This is a genomic window from Pseudomonas sp. A34-9 (assembly GCF_029543085.1).
Classification (GTDB): Bacteria; Pseudomonadota; Gammaproteobacteria; order Pseudomonadales; family Pseudomonadaceae; genus Aquipseudomonas.
The window spans coordinates 5,569,684-5,591,433 of sequence record NZ_CP119967.1; the positions used below are offsets into that span (position 1 = coordinate 5,569,684).

General features: G+C 58.6%; 22 protein-coding genes. 9 read left to right on the forward strand and 13 right to left on the reverse strand.

What is annotated here, in order from left to right; all coding sequences use genetic code 11:
• Positions 1-3: 3 nt before the first annotated feature.
• Both ribF and murJ read right to left on the reverse strand, forming a co-directional pair.
• Positions 4-942 (reverse strand): bifunctional riboflavin kinase/FAD synthetase, encoded by a 939-nt coding sequence (gene ribF, locus P3G59_RS24895; RefSeq protein WP_008078544.1) that lies wholly within the window; start codon positions 940-942, stop codon positions 4-6.
• 129 nt (positions 943-1,071) lie between these two features.
• Entirely contained in the window at positions 1,072-2,610 is a 1,539-nt protein-coding gene (gene murJ, locus P3G59_RS24900; protein ID WP_277759354.1) for a murein biosynthesis integral membrane protein MurJ, read from the reverse strand.
• Between the two features lie 252 nt (positions 2,611-2,862).
• Here murJ and rpsT point away from each other — a divergent pair, with 252 nt between their 5' ends.
• Positions 2,863-3,135 (forward strand): 30S ribosomal protein S20, encoded by a 273-nt coding sequence (gene rpsT, locus P3G59_RS24905; protein WP_003228351.1) that lies wholly within the window; start codon positions 2,863-2,865, stop codon positions 3,133-3,135.
• Between the two features lie 194 nt (positions 3,136-3,329).
• Here the strand turns inward: rpsT and P3G59_RS24910 are convergent, their stop codons facing one another.
• From P3G59_RS24910 to rplU, 5 genes are all read right to left on the reverse strand, one after another.
• The gene (locus P3G59_RS24910; protein WP_007909822.1) at positions 3,330-3,797 is read right to left on the reverse strand and encodes a CreA family protein; all 468 of its coding nucleotides are present in this window, start codon (positions 3,795-3,797) and stop codon (positions 3,330-3,332) included.
• 10 nt (positions 3,798-3,807) lie between these two features.
• The gene (gene proB, locus P3G59_RS24915) at positions 3,808-4,926 is read right to left on the reverse strand and encodes a glutamate 5-kinase (protein WP_026000682.1); all 1,119 of its coding nucleotides are present in this window, start codon (positions 4,924-4,926) and stop codon (positions 3,808-3,810) included.
• Between the two features lie 220 nt (positions 4,927-5,146).
• Positions 5,147-6,370, reverse strand: coding sequence for an Obg family GTPase CgtA (gene cgtA / locus P3G59_RS24920; protein ID WP_277759355.1), 1,224 nt, complete (start codon positions 6,368-6,370; stop codon positions 5,147-5,149).
• A 193-nt stretch (positions 6,371-6,563) separates the two neighbouring features.
• The gene (gene rpmA / locus P3G59_RS24925) at positions 6,564-6,821 is read right to left on the reverse strand and encodes a 50S ribosomal protein L27 (RefSeq protein ID WP_007909818.1); all 258 of its coding nucleotides are present in this window, start codon (positions 6,819-6,821) and stop codon (positions 6,564-6,566) included.
• Between the two features lie 34 nt (positions 6,822-6,855).
• Complete coding sequence (gene rplU, locus P3G59_RS24930; RefSeq protein WP_003176051.1) at positions 6,856-7,170, reverse strand: 50S ribosomal protein L21; 315 nt, start codon at positions 7,168-7,170, stop codon at positions 6,856-6,858.
• Between the two features lie 239 nt (positions 7,171-7,409).
• Between rplU and P3G59_RS24935 the strand changes: the two genes are divergently transcribed.
• The 3 genes from P3G59_RS24935 to P3G59_RS24945 all read left to right on the forward strand — a co-directional run bounded on the left by P3G59_RS24935 (position 7,410) and on the right by P3G59_RS24945 (position 9,329).
• Entirely contained in the window at positions 7,410-8,378 is a 969-nt protein-coding gene (locus tag P3G59_RS24935; protein ID WP_277759356.1) for a polyprenyl synthetase family protein, read from the forward strand.
• A 145-nt stretch (positions 8,379-8,523) separates the two neighbouring features.
• Positions 8,524-8,865, forward strand: coding sequence for a zinc ribbon domain-containing protein YjdM (locus P3G59_RS24940; protein ID WP_277759357.1), 342 nt, complete (start codon positions 8,524-8,526; stop codon positions 8,863-8,865).
• 206 nt (positions 8,866-9,071) lie between these two features.
• Complete coding sequence (locus tag P3G59_RS24945) at positions 9,072-9,329, forward strand: hypothetical protein (protein WP_064118734.1); 258 nt, start codon at positions 9,072-9,074, stop codon at positions 9,327-9,329.
• A 131-nt stretch (positions 9,330-9,460) separates the two neighbouring features.
• Here the strand turns inward: P3G59_RS24945 and P3G59_RS24950 are convergent, their stop codons facing one another.
• The 3 genes from P3G59_RS24950 to P3G59_RS24960 all read right to left on the reverse strand — a co-directional run bounded on the left by P3G59_RS24950 (position 9,461) and on the right by P3G59_RS24960 (position 11,130).
• On the reverse strand, positions 9,461-10,078 hold the full coding sequence (locus P3G59_RS24950; protein WP_093098187.1) for an FKBP-type peptidyl-prolyl cis-trans isomerase: 618 nt from the start codon (positions 10,076-10,078) through the stop codon (positions 9,461-9,463).
• A gap of 122 nt (positions 10,079-10,200) precedes the next feature.
• Positions 10,201-10,506 carry a DUF6482 family protein gene (locus tag P3G59_RS24955; RefSeq protein ID WP_008078563.1) on the reverse strand — a complete coding sequence of 102 codons (306 nt, stop codon included), beginning with the start codon at positions 10,504-10,506 and terminating at the stop codon, positions 10,201-10,203.
• Between the two features lie 135 nt (positions 10,507-10,641).
• Positions 10,642-11,130, reverse strand: coding sequence for a TIGR00645 family protein (locus P3G59_RS24960; RefSeq protein WP_123535368.1), 489 nt, complete (start codon positions 11,128-11,130; stop codon positions 10,642-10,644).
• 160 nt (positions 11,131-11,290) lie between these two features.
• Here P3G59_RS24960 and P3G59_RS24965 point away from each other — a divergent pair, with 160 nt between their 5' ends.
• Positions 11,291-13,120, forward strand: coding sequence for a hypothetical protein (locus P3G59_RS24965; RefSeq protein ID WP_277759358.1), 1,830 nt, complete (start codon positions 11,291-11,293; stop codon positions 13,118-13,120).
• Positions 13,121-13,156: 36 nt separating this feature from the next.
• On the opposite strand, the gene P3G59_RS24970 is transcribed toward P3G59_RS24965, so the two are convergent.
• Positions 13,157-13,471 (reverse strand): hypothetical protein, encoded by a 315-nt coding sequence (locus P3G59_RS24970; protein ID WP_007909799.1) that lies wholly within the window; start codon positions 13,469-13,471, stop codon positions 13,157-13,159.
• A 312-nt stretch (positions 13,472-13,783) separates the two neighbouring features.
• Positions 13,784-16,222: an ATP-binding protein gene (locus P3G59_RS24975; protein ID WP_277759359.1), complete on the reverse strand. Its 2,439-nt coding sequence runs from the start codon at positions 16,220-16,222 to the stop codon at positions 13,784-13,786.
• A gap of 301 nt (positions 16,223-16,523) precedes the next feature.
• Between P3G59_RS24975 and P3G59_RS24980 the strand changes: the two genes are divergently transcribed.
• The 4 genes from P3G59_RS24980 to P3G59_RS24995 all read left to right on the forward strand — a co-directional run bounded on the left by P3G59_RS24980 (position 16,524) and on the right by P3G59_RS24995 (position 20,098).
• Positions 16,524-17,012: a DUF3015 domain-containing protein gene (locus P3G59_RS24980; RefSeq protein ID WP_007909797.1), complete on the forward strand. Its 489-nt coding sequence runs from the start codon at positions 16,524-16,526 to the stop codon at positions 17,010-17,012.
• 95 nt (positions 17,013-17,107) lie between these two features.
• Complete coding sequence (locus P3G59_RS24985; RefSeq protein ID WP_277759360.1) at positions 17,108-18,961, forward strand: DUF4105 domain-containing protein; 1,854 nt, start codon at positions 17,108-17,110, stop codon at positions 18,959-18,961.
• Between the two features lie 214 nt (positions 18,962-19,175).
• Positions 19,176-19,532, forward strand: coding sequence for a hypothetical protein (locus P3G59_RS24990; protein WP_016986195.1), 357 nt, complete (start codon positions 19,176-19,178; stop codon positions 19,530-19,532).
• Between the two features lie 71 nt (positions 19,533-19,603).
• Positions 19,604-20,098, forward strand: coding sequence for a GreA/GreB family elongation factor (locus P3G59_RS24995; protein WP_277759362.1), 495 nt, complete (start codon positions 19,604-19,606; stop codon positions 20,096-20,098).
• Here P3G59_RS24995 and gdhA read toward each other — a convergent pair.
• Entirely contained in the window at positions 20,095-21,432 is a 1,338-nt protein-coding gene (gene gdhA, locus P3G59_RS25000) for an NADP-specific glutamate dehydrogenase (protein WP_277759363.1), read from the reverse strand. The genes P3G59_RS24995 and gdhA overlap by 4 nt on opposite strands.
• Positions 21,433-21,750: the final 318 nt, after the last annotated feature.

A 21,750-nucleotide genomic window follows, 5' to 3' on the forward strand; every position in this document is an offset into this window, starting at 1 on the left:
TCATTAGCGATGGGCGCTAGGTGCGGCTAGTGCACGGGCGGTGGCGACATCCGCATTGATCGCCGTTTTCAATGCCTCCAGAGAGGCGAAGCGCTGCTCTTCACGCAGCTTTTGGTGGAAAACCACCGTCAAACGCCGGTCATACAGATCGCCGGCAAAATCTAAAAGATGGACTTCAAGGTGGGCCTTGCCATCACCTTGCACCGTGGGCCGCACGCCGATGTTGGCGACGCCGGGCCAGGTCTTGCCGTCGATATCTACGTCCACCAGGTACACCCCGGTGAACGGCACGCGACGACGCTTGAGTTGAATATTGGCCGTGGGCGTACCCAGTTGCCGCGCCAGCTTCTGGCCGTGCAGCACGCGACCGGCGATGCGGTACGGGCGGCCGAGCAAACGTTCGGCCAGCGCAAAATCGGCAGCGGCCAAGGCATTACGCACCTGTGTGCTGCTGACGCGAATGCCGTCCAGTTCGACGGTTTGCGCCGCTTCCACGGTAAAACCGTGCATCTGCCCGGCCTGCAGCAGGAAGTCGAAATCGCCGAGACGGTCGCAGCCGAAGCGGAAATCGTCACCGACCTCCAGATGCTGTACGCCAAGGCCATCAACGAGGATGGTGTCGACGAACTCACTGGCGCTGAGCTTGCTCAAGCGCTGGTTGAACGCCAGGCACAAGACCCGGTCAACGCCTTCGGCAGCCAGCAGTTGCAGCTTGTCGCGCAACCTTGCGAGACGCGCCGGCGCCGTCTCGGGGGCAAAGAACTCCCGTGGCTGCGGCTCGAAAATCACCACGCAGCTGGGTACGCCCAACTCGAGCGCACGCTCACGCAGTCGGGCCAGGATAGCCTGGTGACCACGGTGAACACCGTCAAAGTTGCCAATAGTGGCGACGCAGCCCCGATGCTGGGGGCGCAAGTTGTGGAGGCCTCGAACCAGCTGCATAACGCGCTTCTTGCTCATAAAGTGGTCGATTATAACCACACCCGACGGTCGACGACAGGCAACACCGTAACGCAAAGTGAACGAGCCGACAAAACTGCCGGCCCGCGCCCATCCATAAAGGGTAAAACCTCAGCTCAAGGCCTTGCGATTGAAGTCGCGCAGGCGGAAACCGAGCAGCAGCAACATACCGAAATAAGCGACCACGCCCGCCGCGACCAATGCGCCCAGACGCAGAAAGCGCTCAAGCATGTGCCCCTGATCCCAGGCCGGCATGAAGTGCATGCCAATCAGCAACACTGCCGACATCACCGCCACCGCGACCACCAGCTTGAAGCCGAACCTGGCCCAACCCGGTTGCGGCTGATACATCTGCTGCTTGCGCAGTTGATAGAACAGCAGCCCGGCGTTGAGGCAGGCACCGGCACTGATCGCCAGGGCCAGACCGGCGTGAGCCAGCGGGCCAATCAATACCAGGTTAAACAGCTGCGTAACCACTAGAGTGAAAATTGCGATTTTCACTGGGGTACGGATGTTCTGTTGCGCATAAAAGCCCGGCGCCAACACTTTGATTACGATAATCCCGAGCAAACCGACAGAATAAGCAATCAGCGCACGCTGAGTCATTTCGGCGTCAAAGCCACTGAACTGACCATACTGGAACAGTGAAACAGTCAGCGGCTCGGCGAGAATCCCCAGCGCCAGCGAGCACGGCAGCACCAGCACGAAGCACAGGCGCAGGCCCCAATCGAGAATCCGTGAATACTCGTGGCGATCTTTGCTCGCGTAAGTTTTCGCCAGTGTCGGCAACAGAATCGTACCCAATGCCACCCCCAGCACACCGGATGGCAACTCCATCAGGCGGTCGGCGTAATACATCCACGACACCGAGCCTGCCACCAGAAACGAGGCGAAAATTGTGTTGATGATCAGCGAAATCTGGCTGACCGACACACCGAGGATCGCCGGCAGCATTTGCTTCATTACCCGCCAAACGCCGCTGTCACGCAGATTCAGGCGCGGCAGTACCAGCATGCCGATCTTTTTCAGGTGCGGCAGTTGATAGAGCAACTGCGCCAGACCACCGACCAGCACCGCCCAGCCGAGGGCCATGACCGGTGGATCGAAGTACGGCGTGAGAAACAGCGAAAACACGATCATGCTGACGTTAAGCAGAGTCGGCACGAAGGCGGGCACCGAGAAACGGTTCCAGGTATTGAGGATTGCCCCGGCCAGCGAGGACAGGGAGATCAGCAATATATAAGGGAACGTCACCCGCAACAGATCAGAGGTGAGCTGGAATTTTTCCGGCGTGTCGGTGAAACCCGGGGCCGTGGCCCAGATCACCCAGGGCGCGGCAATCATGCCCAGCGCCGTGACGATCGCCAGTACCAGTGTCAGCAAACCCGACACATAGGCAATGAAGGTACGGGTCGCCTCTTCGCCCTGCTGACTTTTGTATTCGGCAAGAATCGGCACAAAAGCCTGAGAGAAAGCACCTTCGGCGAAGATCCTGCGCAGCAGATTAGGCAATTTGAAGGCAATGAAGAAGGCATCCGTCGCCATCCCGGCGCCGAATGTACGGGCAATCAGCGTGTCACGAACAAAACCCAGAATCCGGGAAAGCATCGTGATAGAGCTGACGGCGGCCAACGATTTGAGCAGATTCATTGAGGGAATTTGTGCCTGTCGATAAACAGCAGGCGAACAAAGCGCCTACTTGTGCGATACTCCGCGCCGCAGCAGCACAGAGCCAAAGCTCGCGAGTTTACAGGTCAAGCGCCGGAAATAAATATCCCGCCTCTTTATACCTACCACTTAGCGGAACGTTTCAAGTGCCCTTGACAAGACTTCAACTCATCGGCATGATTCGCGGCCTATTTTGTTTGCTATTTCCTAAAAAGTCTTTCGAGGAGCTCGACGGTGGCCAACTCACCTTCCGCCAAAAAACGTGCAAAACAGGCTGAGAAGCGTCGCAGCCACAACGCCAGCCTGCGTTCCATGGTTCGCACCTACATCAAGAATGTAGTTAAAGCCATCGACGCAAAAGACGCTGAAAAAGCTCAAGCTGCATACGTTCTGGCTGTGCCAGTTATCGACCGTATGGCCGATAAAGGCATCATCCACAAGAACAAGGCTGCTCGCCATAAGAGCCGTCTGAATGGCCACGTCAAAGCACTGAAAGAAGCTGCTTAATCCGACGTAGTCATTAAAAAACCGACCTTAGGGTCGGTTTTTTATTGCCTGTGATTTAGTAAATCCAGCGCAAAAATGTAGGAGCGAGCCTGCTCCGGGCGGCGTTCCGACGATAGCTGCATGTCAGTCGGTGTATATATTGACCGGCATACCGCTATCGCAAGCAGACTCACTCCTACAGTTGTTCTACGGTGTTATTGCTGGACGGGCACCCACGGCAGGATCGGGATCGCGGTCACGGCATTCTGCGGACTGCCCTCGATCAAGCGATCGCTGTAGACCAGATACACCAACGTGTTGCGCTTCTTGTCGAGGAAACGCACCACCTGCATGGTCTTGAACACCAGCGAAGTGCGCTCCTTGAACACCTCATCGCCATCCTTCAGATCACCCTTGAACTTGATCGGACCCACCTGGCGACAGGCGATCGAAGCTTCGGCGCGATCCTCAGCCAGACCGAGACCACCCTTCACACCGCCAGTCTTGGCGCGCGACAGGTAGCAGGTCACCCCTTCGACTTTGGGATCATCGAAAGCCTCGACCACAATGCGGTCGTTCGGACCGACGAACTTGAACACCGTCGACACCTGACCGATTTCCTCGGCCGAGGCCAGCAATGGCATTGCCATCAGCAAGCCCAACAATCCTTTCGCTAAACGCATCGAGTTTTCCTTAAACCAGAATCAGGTTGTCACGGTGAACCAGTTCCGGCTCCGCCATGTAACCGAGCAAACCGACAATCGCATCCGACGATTGACCGATGATTTTTTGTGCTTCCAGCGCGCTGTAGTTGGCCAGGCCACGGGCAATCTCACGACCGTCAGGCGCCACACAGACCACCATTTCGCCGCGACGGAAACTGCCCTGCACCAACTTCACACCGACAGGCAGCAGACTTTTGTTGCCCTTGGACAACGCCGACACCGCCCCCTCGTCCAGCACCAGGGTGCCGCGAGTTTGCAGATGCCCGGCCAGCCATTGTTTGCGCGCCGCGAGCATGCCGCGCTCAGGCGACAGCAGCGTGCCGATGCGCTCGCCCGCCTTGAGGCGATCAAGCACTCGCTCAAGACGCCCACCGACAATAATAGTGTGCGCACCGGAACGTGCAGCCAATCGAGCCGCACGCAACTTGGTCTGCATGCCGCCGCGACCCAGCGCACCACCCGTACCACCCGCCACCGCATCAAGGCTCGGATCATCGGCGCGCGCTTCGTAAATCAGCTGCGCATCAGGGTTGTTGCGTGGATCGGCGTCGAACATGCCGTCGCGATCGGTAAGGATCACCAGCAGATCCGCCTCGACCAGATTCGCCACCAGCGCCGCCAGCGTGTCGTTGTCGCCGAAGCGGATTTCGTCAGTGACCACGGTGTCGTTTTCATTGATCACCGGGATGACTTTCAGCTCGACCAGTGCGCGCAGGGTACTGCGGGCATTCAGGTAACGCTTGCGATCGGACAGGTCGTCGTGCGTCAGGAGAATCTGTGCAGTGTGCCGGCCATGCTCGGCGAAGCTCGATTCCCACGCCTGCACCAGACCCATCTGACCAATTGCAGCGGCCGCCTGGAGCTCGTGCATCGCACTGGGTCGTGCGGTCCAGCCCAAACGACTCATGCCGGCCGCCACTGCCCCGGAGGACACCAGCACCAACTCGACGCCAGCCTCATGCAAGGCCACCATCTGCTCGACCCAGACACTCATTGCCGCGCGATCCAGCCCTTTGCCATCAGCTGTCAGCAAAGCGCTGCCGATCTTCACGACCCAACGCTGCGCACCTGTCACCTTGCTCCGCATCATCTTCAACCTTAGCTTGAGGGCAGCGCGACCCAGCGCCGCCCATGACGTTATTTGTGACTCGCGATTTCCAGATACTAAAACGCCGCTCGATTGAGCGGCGCCTTAGAAAAACGGCTTGCAGCGATGATAACACCGCCCCGAGATGAAGACTCAGCACACACCAGCGATCTTCTGAAGGTCAAAAGATCGCAGCTTGCGGCAGCTCCTGCCCAACGAATCAGTCGCGCACGTAAATGATTTCCGGACCGTCTTCGTCATCCACATCTTCTTCGTCCCAATCATCGTCACCGATGTCATGGACCGACTTCACGCCGCTGCGACGCAGGGCACGCTTGTCGTCCAGCGCCTGCAGTTGCGCGCGCGCCTCATCTTCGATGCGCTGATCGAGGTCAGCCAGCTCTTCCTTGTACGCCGGGTCGGCAGCAAGGCGATCGGCGCGGTCTTCCATGTAACGCATGATGTCATGGCACAGACGCTCGGTACCGATCTTGGCAATCGCCGAAATCACGTAAACCGGACCGGTCCACTCGAGGCGATCAACGATTTCCTTGACGCGCTCTTCGTGATCCTCTTCAAGGATCTGGTCGCACTTGTTCAGCACCAGCCAACGATCACGCTCAGCCAGGGACGGGCTGAACTTGATCAGCTCGTTGACGATCACTTCCGCCGCGTCCGGTGCACTGGAATCATCCAGCGGCGCCATGTCGACGAGGTGCAGCAACAGACGCGTACGCGCCAAGTGCTTGAGGAAACGAATACCCAGGCCAGCACCGTCGGAAGCGCCTTCGATCAGACCCGGAATGTCGGCAATTACGAAGCTCTTCCAGCGATCAACGCTGACCACACCGAGGTTCGGCACCAGCGTGGTGAACGGGTAGTCGGCGACTTTCGGCTTGGCGGCCGACACGGAACGGATAAAGGTACTTTTACCGGCATTCGGCAAGCCCAGCAGACCGACGTCGGCCAGCACTTTCATCTCCAGCTTCAGGTCGCGCTGCTCACCCGGCTTGCCCGGCGTGGTCTGACGCGGTGCACGGTTGGTACTGGATTTGAAACGGGTGTTACCCAGCCCGTGCCAGCCACCCTGTACAACCATCAGCTTCTGACCCGCTTTGGTCAGGTCGCCGATGACTTCCTGGGTCGCGGAGTCGATCACCGTGGTGCCGACCGGCACGCGCAGGATCAGGTCTTCACCCTTCTTGCCGGTGCAGTCGGTGCTGCCACCGTTGGAGCCACGCTCGGCATCGAAGTGCCGGGTGTAACGGTAGTCGACCAGGGTGTTGAGGTTTTCGTCAGCCATCATGTAGATGGAACCGCCGTCACCACCATCACCACCGTTCGGGCCACCGTTTTCGATGAACTTTTCCCGACGGAAACTCATGGCGCCATTGCCGCCGTCACCAGCCTTTACGCGAATCGATACTTCATCAACAAACTTCATAACCAACGCCTCTCGCCATACGGACGAGCCGAAAAACAATCAAGACATAAGACTCTTGCAAAAATGAGCGCAGCGACCCCAAAACACGACCCGCATCGCACGCCGACAGCCCATACAAACAGTTTTGCAAGAGACTCACCCCACAAACGAAAAAGCCCCGTCGCAAGACAGGGCTCTTCCAGCGATCTCGCGATTAAGCCGCGATTACGCTCACGTAACGGCGGTTGAAAGCGCCTTTTACTTCAAACTTGATCACGCCTTCGATTTTCGCGAAGAGGGTGTGATCTTTACCCATGCCAACGCCGTAGCCAGCGTGGAATTGGGTGCCGCGCTGACGCACGATGATGTTGCCGGCCTTGATGACCTGGCCGCCATACATCTTCACGCCAAGGCGTTTGGCTTCTGAGTCGCGACCGTTACGGGTACTACCACCAGCTTTTTTGTGTGCCATGAGTCAATTCTCCTAGTGAGGAATTAGGCTGAAATTAAGCCTGAATACCGGTGATTTTGATCTCGGTGTACCACTGGCGGTGGCCCATACGCTTCATGTGGTGCTTACGGCGACGGAACTTGATGATGCGGACTTTATCGTGACGACCTTGGGAGATCACTTCAGCCACAACGGTAGCGCCAGCAACAACTGGAGCGCCGATATTCACGTCGTCGCCATTGGCAACCAACAGAACGCGATCAAAGGTAACGGATTCGCCGGTAGCGATTTCCAGTTTTTCGATCTTCAGGTATTCACCTGGGGCGACTTTGTACTGCTTGCCGCCAGTAACGATTACTGCATAAGACATGGTATTTCTCCGATAATCCTGCTCACCCAGCTCTTTATAGGAAGAGGTATTGGCTGGCATGGCTGCATAAGGCTGGAAGGCCCGTTGCAATTGCGTAAGGCAGGTGCTGCCCAGGAAGTTCAGGGTGCGCGATTGTACGCAAGGCGCGGCAGGCTTGCAAGTAGCCGTCCATCGCGCCTTGACAGGTCTGGACGGGGGTCCTAGCATGCCGCGCAACCCTTCTGGAGCGACTCTCGCTGATGCAACCCCAAGCTTTCTACCGCGCGGTGGCGGACGATTTTAGCGCCGTCGACGGCATCATCAAGAAGCAGCTGACTTCCCGAGTACCGCTGGTATCGAAAATCGGCGATTACATCACCTCGGCCGGCGGCAAACGTCTGCGTCCTTTATTAGTGTTGCTGTGTGGCAAGGCCCTCGGTCGCGAAGGCGACGACATGCGTCTGCTGGCCGCCACCATCGAATTCCTGCACACCGCCACTCTGCTGCATGACGACGTCGTCGACATGTCCGGCATGCGCCGTGGCCGTTCGACCGCCAACGCCATGTGGGGCAACGCCCCGAGCGTGCTGGTCGGCGACTTCCTGTATTCGCGCTCGTTCGAAATGATGGTCGAACTGGGCTCGATGCCGGTGATGAAGATCCTTTCCCAGGCCACGCGCATCATCGCTGAAGGCGAAGTGTTGCAGTTGTCCAAGGTGCGCGACGCCAGCACCACCGAAGAAACCTACATGGAAGTCATCCGCGGCAAAACCGCGATGCTCTTCGAGGCCTCGACCCACAGTGCTGCGGCACTGGCCGGTGCTACCGCCGAACAGAGCGAAGCGCTGCGCACATTTGGTGATCACCTCGGGGTGGCGTTCCAGCTGGTCGACGACCTGCTCGACTACAAGGGCGACGCCGAAACCCTGGGCAAGAACGTCGGTGACGATCTGGCCGAAGGCAAGCCGACCCTGCCGCTGATCTACACCATGCGCGAAGGCACGCCGGAACAGGCTGCACTGGTGCGCCAGGCGATCCAGAAAGGCGGGATCGAAGACCTGGAAAGCATCCGCATCGCGGTGGAAGCCTCCGGTTCGCTGGAGTACACCGCGCAATTGGCCCGTGATTACGTGGCCCGTGCGATCAAGTGCCTCGATGCACTGCCGGCCAGTGAATATCGGGATGCCTTGATTGAACTGAGTGAGTTTGCGGTCGCCCGTACTCACTGATATCGCTGAAGCAAGATCAAGAGATCGCAGCCTTCGGCAGCTCCTACAGGGCTGTCGGGGCTGCGATTTTTTGCTTTTGGCGCCACGAACAGATAAACCCTATATAATGTGCGACTTTTAGCGATCCACATCCCAAGGAGCCTTAGTGAGCACGTTGCCACCCTGCCCGAAATGCAATTCCGAATACACCTACGAAGACGGTACCCAACTGGTGTGCCCGGAGTGCGCCCACGAGTGGTCCGCCAGCGGCGAAGCCGAAGCGGCGGCCGATGATGCCGTGAAGAAAGATTCGGTCGGCAACGTCCTCCAGGATGGCGACACCATCACCGTGATCAAGGACCTCAAGGTCAAGGGCACTTCGCTGGTGGTCAAGGTCGGCACCAAGGTCAAGAACATCCGCCTGTGCGATGGCGATCACGACATCGACTGCAAGATCGACGGTATCGGCCCGATGAAGCTCAAATCCGAGTTCGTCAGAAAGGTCTGATTCTGTTGTCATCCATCCCGCGCCAGCCGTGGGATGGAGCTTCGCCCTCCCCGCTTCGCCTCGATAAAACCACGCAATAGCCAAACGCCAGCCGTTTTGACCTTACGCAATCTTTACCCGGAAAAATTCAGAATCTGCCAATAGGCGCTTGCTATTTAGATAATAAGAATTATTCTCATCAAACACCTTCAATGGAGATGAGAACCATGACTTATTTGATCGACGCGTGGCTGGATCGCCCACACCCATACCTCAGAATCCTCCATCGGGAGACCGGTGAAGTCTGTGCGGTGCTTGAAGAAGAAGCCTTGCATGAACTGCAGGATCAGGGGGATCTTGACGTCAGCAGCCTGAATTCCAGTGAGCCGCTGGTGCTCAAGGAACTGGTGCGCAATCTGTTCCTGTTCTGCTACGCCCGGGCCTTGCGCCCTTCGCATGAACTGCATCACAAGATAGAACTATGAAACACGGTAAAACTGTAGGAGTGAGCCTGCTCGCGAATACTGATCAACAGCCAACACTTTTGTTGGCTGTCACACCGCCATCGCGAGCAGGCTCACTCCTGGATTAGCCCGCCATCAAGGCAGGCCAGGTCTTACAGAACGTCCAGCAGCTCGACGTCGAATACCAGAACGCTGTGCGGCGGGATGCTGCCAACGCCTTGAGCGCCGTAAGCCAGTTCGCTCGGCACGTACAGACGCCATTTGCTGCCGGCATTCATCAGTTGCAGGGCTTCGGTCCAACCGGCGATCACGCCGCCAACCGGGAATTCTGCAGGCTGACCACGCTCGTAGGAGCTGTCGAATACAGTGCCGTCGATCAGGGTGCCGTGGTAGTGCGTACGCACCTGGTCTTCACGGGTCGGCTTGGCGCCGTCGCCCTGAGTCAGCACTTCGAATTGCAGGCCGGAAGCCAGAGTGGTGATGCCGTCACGCTTGGCGTTTTCAGCCAGGAAGGCCAGGCCTTCGCCAGCAGCGGCTTCAGCTTTGGCGGCCGCTTCGGCTTGCATGATCTCGCGGATCACTTTGAAGCTGGCGGACATTTCTTCCTGGCCAACACGGCTTTCCTTACCGGCGAACGCGTCGGTCAGGCCAGCCAGGATCGCGTCCAGGCTCACGCCCGGTGGCGGGTTGTCGCGCAGCTGGTCACCCAACTGACGGCCGATGCCGTAGCTGACGCGGGTTTCGTCGGTGGACAGATTTACTTCGGACATGACACTGCTCCGCTGTGCGGACGGCCACAAGACTTGCCGTGCGTGCACAGCGCGTCCCGGCGCGCCCGGAACCAAAAGGGCGAGCAGACTAGCACAGATGTTCCAGCGATGGGACGCAGCGCCTACAGGGCTGAACGCCAGGCCAGCGGCACTTTCAGGCTTTCCTCGCCACTGGCACCCAAACCGCACATCTCATCGTGTACCGAGGTGTGTACGAGGTTGAACGGCAGCACCGGAAAGGCATGCAGCAAATCCCGGGCATGCTCCACTGAACGCAGTGTCAGCATGTTGCCCTTGAGATCGCTCAACGGATACGCCGCGCCATGCATCCGCGCTTCGAGCAGGTAAATCCCGCCTTCCATGGAGATCAGGTTCAGCTCATCAACCTTCCTGGCGATGGCAAACGCATTCAACTCTTGCAGGTTCATGAACACACCTCACGCAGTGGCGAGCCAAGACCTCTACAGGGATATGCCCGCGCGCACCAAAGCACAAGCCACAAACGACACCGCCCGTCTGTTTCGCAACAGACGGGCGGTGTTTTTGCATTGATCAAAGATTGATCAGTGCTTGGTGACCTTGTCCAGGTAACCCATGGCGAACGCCGAGACGACGAAGGTCATGTGGATGATCACGTACCACATCAAGTGCTCGGGATCGACGTTCTTGGCATCCATGAAGATGCGCAGCAAGTGGATCGAGGAGATCGCCACGATCGAAGCCGCGACTTTCATCTTCAGCGAAGAAGAGTCCATGGTGCCCAGCCAGCTGAGCTTTTCCTTGCCTTCATCGATGTTCAGTTCAGAGACGAAGTTCTCGTAGCCGGAAATCATCACCATCACCAGCAGGCCGCCGACCAGCGCCATATCGATCAGCGACAGCAGCACCAGAATCAGTTCCGATTCGGCCATCGAGAACACGCCGGGCAGGATGTGGAAAACCTCCTGGAAAAATTTCAGTGCCAGCGCCAGCAGCCCGAGGGACAGGCCGATATAGATCGGCGCCAGCAGCCAGCGCGAGGCGTACATTGCATTTTCGATAAAGCGTTCCATTGAATCTCACACAGGGGGGCTGGAAATGGCGGCGAGTATACCAGTCCCCCATGACAGCCAGAAACTGCCCGAAAATCCGCTACCTGCGCGTGTGGGTGTTTTTTTTCTGCTAGTGTCCAAACCATTGACAGCCCAGTGACTGTAGACAGGACGTGTGGAAATGGATGTGCGATTACCGATAACGACGGCCGGAATCTGCCTTGCTCTGTTGATCAGCGGTTGCTCGCCCGGCGACGAGAAACACGCCGCCAGCCTTGAAGAAAAAACGGCAAAGTTCGAACAGTCACTGGACGCCATCACCGATCCAAAACTCAAGGACGCCATCACTGAACTCGGCGGCTCGCTGCTGCTGCTCGAACGGGCGCAGATCAAACTCAACGACAATCCACCGCGCACCGAATACGGTGAAGACGCCCTCGCCGTGCTCAGGCACTACCCTGCCCCGCAGACGTTGGTCGATACCTTCATCAATGGCCTGTTCGTGCTGCACAAGGACGCCAGCTCCGATTACCTCACTGATCTGCAACCGGTGTTCCCGTTCAACCTGAACATTCCCGGCGGTTTCCTGTTCCCCCATGGCGTGGAATGGCAGTCGGTGACCTTGAGCAACAAACGCGTGATCGCTTATCAGCCGGAATGGTCGGAAACCGATCCGGGCATTCAGCTCAGCCCTTCCAGCTCCAACGTCACCAACCCCGATGACCTGACCGTGACCTATCCGTTCATTGATGGGCTGAACGTGGACAAGAAGTCCCTGCCGCAACCGGTCAGCCTGCAAGGCCGGATCGAAGTCATCGCACCGCGGCGCCTGTACAGCTTCGACCTGACGCAAAAAGACGTCGGCCAGACCCGCACCAACGACAATCTCAGCGTCAAACTGCTGAAGCTTGAAAACAACTACGCCGAGGTCGAATTCAGCAACAACCTGCCACTGGCCGCGGAAGTCGCCGATGCCCAGCTCAATCCGCTCATCGTTCAGGCCCGGGACAAGACCGGGCAGTATCTGGTCCGCGCCGGCTCGATAAACGAAAGTCCGGAGCAAGTGTCCTTCTACCAGAAACAACTGGCGTACCTGCAACAGCAGAAAGGCTGGAGCGACACGCTGGAAAAACAGCTCACACAAGAGCAGCAGGATTTCGAGCAGAAACACCCGCGTCGCTACAACAAGGTCTATTTCAATGGCCCGATCGAAACCCTTGAAGTCAGCGTGCTGGATTTTTCCTCGGCGACCGTGACGCGCAAAGCGCTGGATCTGCCGATTCGTACGTTCAATCAGCACACGACGGAGAAAGCCATCCAGCCGCTGGATCCGTCAGTGACGGTGTACGACGATCTGGCGGTCAACTGGCTCAAGGGCGCGAGCCTGACCGAAGAACAATTGAAGGCGGGGATCCGCATCCATCAATCCGTGGAAGAACCAAGCGCTGCACGCATTGAGTTTTCCCATCGCCGTACATTCAATGACGAATTGCTGGGCGATGACTTCAGTCCGGGCGTCAGCCCTGTGACGTTCTTCACCGAAAAGCGCAGTGGCAAGCTCGATGAACCGATCGAACTGCCACCCGAGGCGTATCAAGTCGATCCACTTCGCGCGACGATCACTTACGACTTGAATCTGTTCCCGGAAACCCCGGCAATTGCTGTCGGCTCCATGCCGTTGTTTCTCGCCACAGTGGCCAAACAGGCATACGACGCCAAGTCATTGCCCAAAGGCCTGGAGATCAAGAACAACCAACTGGTGGTGGATCTGAAGCTGTTCCCGCCCAACGAGTGGCGCTTCTTCGTCAAAGACGACAGCGGCAATTATCTCAAGCAGATCCTTTCGGTCAGCCACGATGCGAGCGCAGAAGGCCCGGCGTTGTTGGGCGTGCATTACTTTTATGGCCACCCCACCCAAGTGGAAACCTATCAGCGAACCGACCTCGCCACCGTGCAATACGGCTTTGAGGTCAAACTCGACAAGGCGCAGCAGCCTGATGCTGCCCCTTGAAGAGCAAGATCAACCGATCACAGCCTGCGCCAGCGCCTAGAGGGCGCGGCCACGGCCACCGTTGATCTGCCGCAGCTGAGCTTGCAGGTGCAGACTCCAGATCTGCGGATCGTCGGCCAGTTCGTAGCCATGCAGGGTCAGACTTTCGACAATGGTGTCGAGTATCGATTCGGCGGCGACCGGCCCATGAAACGGGCCCTGGGCTTTGATGGCGGAAGGTTGTTCACCGGCCATGCCGGCCGCGAAGAGTAGCGTCCACATGCCGTTATCGCCGGCCAACGGCTTGATCGCGCATTCGATACGGGTCACAAGACCCAGGCATTGACGGGTGAGGCAGAGGTTGCGCGACATGGCGGCGACCCTCGGTGAAGCCGGTATTCAGCCCCCACGGGAGGACTGGCTCGATCCAGTGATACTGTCGATATCCTTGAGCTGAGGATAGAAGAAAAGTCCGCTGCGCAAGCCGAATGGAACCAGAAGGCGCCGAATGGTCATTGTGTGAATATTGGCGTCAGAGTTGTGGCGAATTTTCGATGAATTCACACAAAACAAATGTGGGAGCGAGCCTGCTCGCGAATGCGGAGCGTCAGGCAACTTATTCGTCGTCTGATACAGCGCTTTCGCGAGCAGGCTCGCTCCCACAGTTTTTGACCGCGTTAAAGCTTAAGCCGGTTTGGCCTCGGCCAGCGCTTCCTGGGCCAACTCCTTCTCGGCTTCCTTGAGGTCTTCTTCGCTGATCATCTCAGCGATGTCGCGCAAGCGCTCGACCACCCGTGCGTTGATACTGCCTTCGGGGAATTCGCCATCGGCATTCGGCTCACCGGCCGGCTCGCCCACCAACAAGCTCAACGCCTCGTCGGCCTGACGCACTGCGTAGACGTGGAACTGCCCGGCACGCACCGCCGCCAGGACTTTCTCATCCAGCATCAGCGTGGCGACGTTGGCCTGCGGAATGATTGCGCCCTGCTCGCCGGTCAGCCCGCGTGCCTCACAGAGACGGAAGAAGCCTTCGATCTTCTCGTTGACCCCACCGACGGCCTGCACTTCGCCAAACTGGTTGATCGATCCGGTGATCGCAAAGCACTGCTTGAGCGGGGTTTTCGACAGCGCCGAAATCAGCGTGCACGCTTCGCCCAGCGACGCACTGTCGCCATCGACGTAACCGTACGACTGCTCGAGCGCGATGCTCGCGGAAATCGCCAGCGGGAATTCCTGAGCGTAACGGCTGCCCAGATACCCGGTGAGGATCATCACGCCCTTGGAGTGAATCGGCTGACCAAGGTTGACCTCGCGCTCGATGTCGACAATGCCGCTGCCGCCCGGGTACACCGTGGCGGAAATCCGCGCCGGTACACCGAACGCCGAATCACCGACTTCAAGTACGGTCAAACCATTGCACTTGCCGACTGCCGCGCCATCGGTGTCGATCAGGATGATCCCGGCGAGCATATCGTCGAGAATCCGCGCCGACACACGCCCGGTGCGCGTGGCTTTGGCTTTCAGCGCACGTTCGATATGCCCGGCATCGGTCATTTCGTCGCCGGCCAGATGACGGATGAAATCCGCTTCGCTGACCAGTTGGAACAGATCACCGATGCGTGCCGACAAACGCCCCTGATGCTCGGCCAGCCGTGCACTGTAAGTCGCCAGACGCGCCACCGCATCGGCGGTCAGCGGGGCCATGCCTTCTTCCGACGTGCGGGTTTTCAGCAGTTGGGCAAATTGCTCCAGGCTCTCGTCGACCATCGGGATGTCTTCGTCGAAATCGACCAGAACGCGGAACATCTCCTGGAAGTCCGGATCGAGGTCCTGCAGCGTGTAATACAGCGACCGCGCACCGATGATGATAACTTTGACCTGCAGCGGAATGTGCTGCGGGTTGAGGGTCACCGTGGCGAAGCGGCCCATCTCGCCCAGCGGCGATTCCATTTTCAGCTTGCGCGATTGCAGGGCGCGTTTCAGCGCGTCCCACACGAACGGCTCGCCAAGCATTTTCTCTGCTTCAAGAATAAGGAAACCGCCGTTGGCGCGGTGCAAGGCGCCCGGACGCAACTGACGATAGGTGGTGTAGAGCGCGCCCTGATCGGTGGTGTATTCGATACGGCCGAACAGGTTTTCGTAAGTCGGGTGTGGCTCGAAAACGACTGGCGCCCCGCCGCTGGAAGGATGACCGACCACCAGGCTGGGTGCGTACTGCTCTTCCAGCAGTTTGCGCGCGACGGCGTCGGTCTTGCTGTCGTCGACCAGTTGCTCGACCACGGTTTTCAGCAAGTAGACCTGCATGGCTTGCAGGTAACCGCAGACCGCAGCGTTCTCGGCGTATTTCTCCGACAGCGGCGACAGCAATGGCTGCAGCGCCAACGTGATGGTTTCTTCGTTGAGCGAACGCAGTTGATTGTTCGACTCGCGCTTCCATTGCGGCAGGCTGGCGAGTTCTTCGTTCAGGCGCTCTTCGAGGCCGGAGATGTCTTCGTGAAAACGCTCGCGATCGGCTTCCGGCAACTGGGCGAATTCGGCTTCGTCCAGCGCTTTACCGTCAAGCATCGGCGTGAAGGCAACGTTGCTGCTGTCGCGGTACAGGGCGACGTCTTTTTCCAGGGCCAGACGCTCGATAACGTCGAGGGCCTTGTCATAGCGCTGGTTGAAGCCGCGGTCGATGGCGCTTTTCTTTTGTTGGTAGGACGGATGCTCGAACACCGCTGGAAACGTTGCCAGCAGGTTGTCGATCAAGCCGTTGATGTCACCGATAAAGACGCCGGCAGTGCCTGAAGGCAATTCCAGGGCTCGCGGCTCGCGTGGCTCGTCGAAATTATTGACGTAGACCCAGTCGGCCGGGGTCTGCAGGCGTTTGCCTTCAGCCTTCAGGTAGCGTTTGACGAACGAGAAACGGCCGGTGCCGGGCTCGCCCATGACGAAAACGTTGTAACCGGGGCGTGGCATGGCCACACCGAACTGCAAGGCTTCGACCGCGCGTTCCTGGCCGAGCACACCGCGAAAGGGCTCCAGATCATTGGTGGTAGTGAAGCTGAACTGTTCAGCGGAAAACGGACGGGTCAGCGCTTCAGGCGCAAGACGCAAGCTGGCAGCAACAGGATCAGGCATCGGGCTTCCTTAACAATCAGGCGGGGCAGATAGCGGCATTCTGGCGCCGCCCGTGCCCCACTGGCAAGGCGCGCCATGTGACAAAGCATAGACAACCGGCCAGCCCGGCGGCGCGCCCCCTGAAACCGGGGTTATGACCGAATCTTTTGTAAAAAATCACGGAACCCTCGGAACATGCCTAAACTCCAAAATGCGCGGCTGGAACTAATACCGGCCCACTGGCTTCGTTTTGATCTGTTTCGTACAGAGCTTGGGGGGCCAGAACCCTGTCCATTGGTATGCACACAAAGAGAAAAAAGCTATGAAACGGATTCTTCTCGGTACTCTCTTCACCGCTGTATCCATCAACGCAATGGCGCAAGCTCCAGGCGGCCCGGATTGCGGTTGGGGCAACATGCTGTTCGAAGGTCAGCGTGGCACCCCGGCGCACTTCCTCGCTTCCACCACCAACGGCACCTCCGGTAACGCTACCTTCGGTATGACCTCCGGCACCAACGGCTGCTCGACCAATGCATCGCTGACCTACGGCGGCAAATCCTGGTTTGCCATGAATGGCATGATGAACGAGCTGTCCGAAGACATGGCCAAAGGCAACGGCGAAGCGCTGACGACTTATGCCGTGGTACTGGGCGTGGCGCCGGAAGACCGTGCGCATTTCGCTGCCGTGACTCACGAGCACTTCCAGCAGATCTTCAGCAAGGCTGACGTGACCGCTGAAGACGTGCATACCAACACCCTGGCCGTACTGAAATCGGATCCTCGTCTGGCCAAGTACGCAACTCAGGCTTAAGCTCGACCCCGCCCGCTTCCTTCGGGAAGCGGGTTTTATTTTTTCGGCCCGTCCCTCTTTGGGTCTTTATTTCTTTCCTGTTCAAGTTGCCGACTATGCTCAAACGCCTTGCCTGGCTGGCGCTCTGTGTCTGCGCCCCGCTGTCCGCCGCGCCAACCATCGACCCTCAACGTTTGCAGCAACTGGCCAACGACCGCTTCTGGATTTCCCTCGGTCACTACGAAACCGCCAAGCTCGGCGGCTGGCGCAGCTATGTCAGTGACAAAAAATTCTTTCTCGCACCGGATGGCAACGAACATCCCGACCGCGAACTCGCAGCCACCGTGCAAGCGCTGTATGCCCCGGCCAGCCTCGGCGAGCAACATGCGCAATGCGTTTATCCAGCCCGTACCCGCTGGCTGAAGGCGCAATTGAACCTGACCGACCTACCGGCGCCCGAGTGCGCCGAGTACAAAAAGTGGATCAAGGACGTCTCGCCGCACAGCGCGGTGATGATCTTCCCGGCGGCTTACTTGAACAGTCCGTCATCGATGTTCGGCCACACCCTGCTGCGTATCGATCAGGCCGATGTGCAGGCCGACAAGACCTCGCTGCTCAGTTACGCGATCAACTTCGGCGCCTACATCGAAGGCTCGGACAACAGCATTCTGTATGCCTGGAAAGGTTTGATGGGCGGTTACCCGGGGTTATTCGCACTGGTGCCGTATCAGGAAAAACTCTCCGAGTACCGCAGCCTGGAAAACCGCGACCTGTGGGAATACCGGCTCAATCTGACTCAGGAAGAAACCGCGCGCATGGTCGAGCATGTGTGGGAGCTGAAGCAGATCCAGTTCGACTATTTCTTCTTCGACGAAAACTGTTCGTACCGCCTGCTTGAGCTGTTACAAGTCGCACGGCCGAGCCTGCGCCTGACCGAACAGTTCCCGCTGACCGCGATCCCCACCGACACCGTCAAAGCGGTGAAGGAGGCCGGATTGGTGGAAAGCATCGAATATCGCCCGTCCCGCGAGCGCGAACTGCTCAGCCGTGCCGAGCCATTGAACAGTGACGAACAGCAGTGGGTGCTGAACGTCAGCGCCGATCAGCAGCAGTTGCAGAATCCGGCTTTCAAAGCCCTGCCCCGCGATCGCCAAGCGTTGATCATCGATGCGGCGTATCGTCTGGAGCGCTACCGCGCCAACGGCCAGGAACGTGATCCACAACGGGCGCAACGCAGTTTCGAGCTGCTGCGGGCGATCAACAAGAACCCCGCGCCAGAGCTGGAAATCCCCCAACCGGGGCTGCCTGAAGACGGCCACGAATCACGCACATGGCAGGCCGGGCTCGGCACCCGTGGCGACCGCGCGTTCGGCGAATACGGCTTGCGCATGGCCTATCACGATCTCAATGACAACGCCGAAAGCTTCCCGCTCGGCGCGCAGATCGAGATCCTGCAGATGAAGTTGCGCCAGTACGAAGGCAATCACTGGCAGTTCCAGCAACTGGATCTGGCGACCATTCGTTCGCTGACGCCGCGCAATGAGCTGCTGCAGCCGCTGTCATGGCAAGTCACCGGTGGACTTGAGCGGGTGCCGGGCAAGCATGATGACGAGACGCTGGTCAGCCACGTCAACGGTGGCGGCGGTGGCACCTGGGCGCTGGGCGACGATGTGCTGGGCTTTGCCCTCGGCACCGTGCGCGTCGAGCACAACAATGATTTCGCCGAGTTCGTCTCCCCGGCCGGCGGATTCAATACTGGCGTGTTGTGGAAAAACCCGCTGGGCAATCTCAGCCTGGAAGCCAAGGGTGATTACTTCTTCAATGGCGAAGTACGTCGCAGCCTGAGCCTGAATCAGCAGTGGGAGTTGTCGCGCAACCTCGGGTTACGCTTGAGTGCGCAGCGTGAGTTCAGCCATCTCGCCACGCCGGAAACGGAAGTCATGCTTGAGGTGAAGTGGTATCACTACTAATCCCGAACAAGCCCTCCCTGTAGGAGTGAGCCTGCTCGCGATAGCAATTCGTCAGCCATTGTTGCGGTGACTGACACACCGCTATCGCGAGCAGGCTCACTCCTACAAGGGAATCGTAGCGCTCAACGAATTACTCACATGCCTTTCACCAACGCCCGACGAATCCCCTTCTAGACTTTCCCCATAAGCCGGACAACCGGCGCGGGAGAGTGCGATGTGGCGGTGTGCGGGTTTGCTGGGTGTTGTGTTGTTGCTGGGCGGTTGCCAGACCACCCACGAAGATTTGATTGCCAAGGGTTATCCACCGGCCTTCGCCGACGGTTTTGATGACGGTTGCATCAGCGGTCGCCAGGCGGCGGGTTCGATCAGCGGCGAGTTTCGCAAGAACGTGCCGCGCTATCTCAAGGACAAGCAATACGCCGAAGGCTGGACCGATGGCTTCCGTCAGTGTCAGGCGATGCTGGAAAACAAGGGTCGCGAAGAGTATCGCAACGAACACTGGGACGAGCGCGAACGGGCCTGGCAGCAGCAGAAGGATCAGGACGCCGGACGGGCTTATCGCTCGCAATAGGTCGTTGCCAGACATCCAGTGAAACCAAATGCCGGTGACCATGGCCCAAACGCTATGAACGGGAGGACAGCATGAGTCGCGCATTCGTCAACGAAGACAACGCCGCCGCGCAGGCCGATCAGCCGGTCGAACGGCAGGTCAGCACGCAGCCCAATTACGTCACGCCGCAAGGGCTGGCGCAGTTGCAGGCGAAAGTCGCCGAACTGCAAACCCTGCATGCTGAACAATCAGCCAGAGGCGAGCAGGTCGACAAGCAACGCCTGGCGGATCTGGAACGGGATCTGCGTTACTTCAATCAACGCCTGAGCAGTGCGCAAGTGGCCGTCGCTGCCACCTCCACGGACAAGGTGCAAATCGGCAGTTGGGTGACTTACGCCGACGAACACAACACTGAGCGCCGGGTACAACTGGTCGGCGAAGATCAGGCTGATGCAAACAAAGACCTGATCAATTGGGGTTCACCGCTGGGCCGGGCGCTGCTTGGCGCGCGACTCAACGACGAGGTGCTGTGGCAGCGCCCCGCCGGTGATCAAGTGATTGAAGTGATCCGTATCGAACCGGCTTAAACCACGCCCTGCGCCAGCATCGCGTCGGCGACTTTGACGAAGCCGGCGATGTTGGCGCCTTTGACGTAATTGATCCGCCCGTTCTCTTCGCCGTAATGCACGCAAGCGTGGTGGATCGACTGCATGATCGCGTGCAACTTGCTGTCCACCTCACCCGCCGTCCACAGCAGGCGCATGGCGTTCTGCGACATTTCCAGACCACTCACCGCGACCCCGCCAGCGTTGGACGCCTTGCCTGGAGCAAACAGAATGCCGGCCTCGATAAAGATATCCACAGCCTCGAGCGTGGTCGGCATGTTCGCGCCTTCAGCGACGCATACGCAGCCATTGCGCAACAGCGTGCGCGCGGCTTCGGCGTCGAGTTCGTTCTGCGTGGCGCACGGCAACGCGATGTCGCACGGCAGCGACCACGGCAGTTGGCCGGCGCGGAACTCCAGACTGTAAGCCGTCGCCAATTCACTGATACGCCCGCGTTTGACGTTTTTCAGTTCCAGCAACGCCAGCCATTGTTCTTCACTCAGGCCCGCTTCGCAGTACAGCGTGCCTTCGGAGTCGGACAGCGAAATCACCTTGCCGCCAAGGTCCATGACTTTACGTGCGGCATATTGCGCAACGTTGCCGGAACCGGAGATCGCCACGCGCTTGCCTTCAACGCCCTGCCCGCGGCGCTTGAGCATTTCTTCAGCGAAATACACGCAACCGAAACCGGTGGCTTCCGGACGAATCAGACTGCCGCCATAGGTCATGCCTTTGCCGGTCAGCACGCTGGTGAACTGGTTGCTCAGGCGCTTGTACTGGCCGAACAGGAAGCCGATTTCACGCGCACCGACGCCGATATCACCGGCCGGCACGTCAACGTCCGAACCGATGTGGCGGTACAACTCGCTCATGAACGCCTGGCAGAAGCGCATCACTTCAGCGTCGCTCTTGCCCTTCGGATCGAAGTCGGAGCCGCCCTTGCCGCCGCCCATGGGCAGCGAGGTCAGGGAGTTCTTGAAGGTCTGCTCGAAGGCGAGGAATTTCAGCACGCCGAGGTTCACCGACGGATGGAAACGCAAGCCGCCCTTGTACGGACCGATAGCGCTGTTCATCTGGATGCGGAAACCGCGATTGACCTGCACTTTGCCCTGATCGTCGACCCACGACACACGAAACACCACCGCGCGTTCCGGCTCGCAGATACGTTCCAGAATCCCCGAGGTCAGGTAATGCGGATTGGCTTCGAGAAACGGCCACAGACTGCGCAGGACTTCTTCGACGGCCTGGTGAAATTCGGGTTGATCCGGGTCGCGTTTTTTCAGTCGGGCAAGGAAGGATTCGACGGATTCGATCATGGGAAAGTCTCGGCAAATTTATTGTCGTTGGAGGAGATTGGGCCGGACTGTAGCAAACGAATTGCGCACTGGAACAGAGCAAAATGTCGCAGTTATGAAATTAAATGGTGCACAGGATATAAATCGGCTCGTTTTTTGGCCTTATTTCGCACCTGAATGGGGAGTCGAAATACAAATGATGCACCAACAGTTACACCGCTTTCGCGAGCAGGCTCGCTCCCACATTTGCAATGCATTCCCCTGTGGGAGCGAGCCTGCTCGCGAATGCTGCGACTCGATCTCACTGAAGAAAAAAGGCAAAAAAAACGGAGCCCGAAG

Coding starts and splice junctions, on each gene's coding strand:
- ribF (WP_008078544.1), bottom strand. CDS start 942: ATGCAGCTGGTTCGAGGCCTCCACAACTTGCGCCCCCAGCATCGGGGC.
- murJ (WP_277759354.1), bottom strand. CDS start 2,610: ATGAATCTGCTCAAATCGTTGGCCGCCGTCAGCTCTATCACGATGCTT.
- P3G59_RS24910 (WP_007909822.1), bottom strand. CDS start 3,797: ATGCGTTTAGCGAAAGGATTGTTGGGCTTGCTGATGGCAATGCCATTG.
- proB (WP_026000682.1), bottom strand. CDS start 4,926: ATGCGGAGCAAGGTGACAGGTGCGCAGCGTTGGGTCGTGAAGATCGGC.
- cgtA (WP_277759355.1), bottom strand. CDS start 6,370: ATGAAGTTTGTTGATGAAGTATCGATTCGCGTAAAGGCTGGTGACGGC.
- rpmA (WP_007909818.1), bottom strand. CDS start 6,821: ATGGCACACAAAAAAGCTGGTGGTAGTACCCGTAACGGTCGCGACTCA.
- rplU (WP_003176051.1), bottom strand. CDS start 7,170: ATGTCTTATGCAGTAATCGTTACTGGCGGCAAGCAGTACAAAGTCGCC.
- P3G59_RS24935 (WP_277759356.1), top strand. CDS start 7,410: ATGCAACCCCAAGCTTTCTACCGCGCGGTGGCGGACGATTTTAGCGCC.
- P3G59_RS24945 (WP_064118734.1), top strand. CDS start 9,072: ATGACTTATTTGATCGACGCGTGGCTGGATCGCCCACACCCATACCTC.
- P3G59_RS24950 (WP_093098187.1), bottom strand. CDS start 10,078: ATGTCCGAAGTAAATCTGTCCACCGACGAAACCCGCGTCAGCTACGGC.
- P3G59_RS24955 (WP_008078563.1), bottom strand. CDS start 10,506: ATGAACCTGCAAGAGTTGAATGCGTTTGCCATCGCCAGGAAGGTTGAT.
- P3G59_RS24960 (WP_123535368.1), bottom strand. CDS start 11,130: ATGGAACGCTTTATCGAAAATGCAATGTACGCCTCGCGCTGGCTGCTG.
- P3G59_RS24965 (WP_277759358.1), top strand. CDS start 11,291: ATGGATGTGCGATTACCGATAACGACGGCCGGAATCTGCCTTGCTCTG.
- P3G59_RS24970 (WP_007909799.1), bottom strand. CDS start 13,471: ATGTCGCGCAACCTCTGCCTCACCCGTCAATGCCTGGGTCTTGTGACC.
- P3G59_RS24975 (WP_277759359.1), bottom strand. CDS start 16,222: ATGCCTGATCCTGTTGCTGCCAGCTTGCGTCTTGCGCCTGAAGCGCTG.
- P3G59_RS24980 (WP_007909797.1), top strand. CDS start 16,524: ATGAAACGGATTCTTCTCGGTACTCTCTTCACCGCTGTATCCATCAAC.
- P3G59_RS24985 (WP_277759360.1), top strand. CDS start 17,108: ATGCTCAAACGCCTTGCCTGGCTGGCGCTCTGTGTCTGCGCCCCGCTG.
- P3G59_RS24990 (WP_016986195.1), top strand. CDS start 19,176: ATGTGGCGGTGTGCGGGTTTGCTGGGTGTTGTGTTGTTGCTGGGCGGT.
- P3G59_RS24995 (WP_277759362.1), top strand. CDS start 19,604: ATGAGTCGCGCATTCGTCAACGAAGACAACGCCGCCGCGCAGGCCGAT.
- gdhA (WP_277759363.1), bottom strand. CDS start 21,432: ATGATCGAATCCGTCGAATCCTTCCTTGCCCGACTGAAAAAACGCGAC.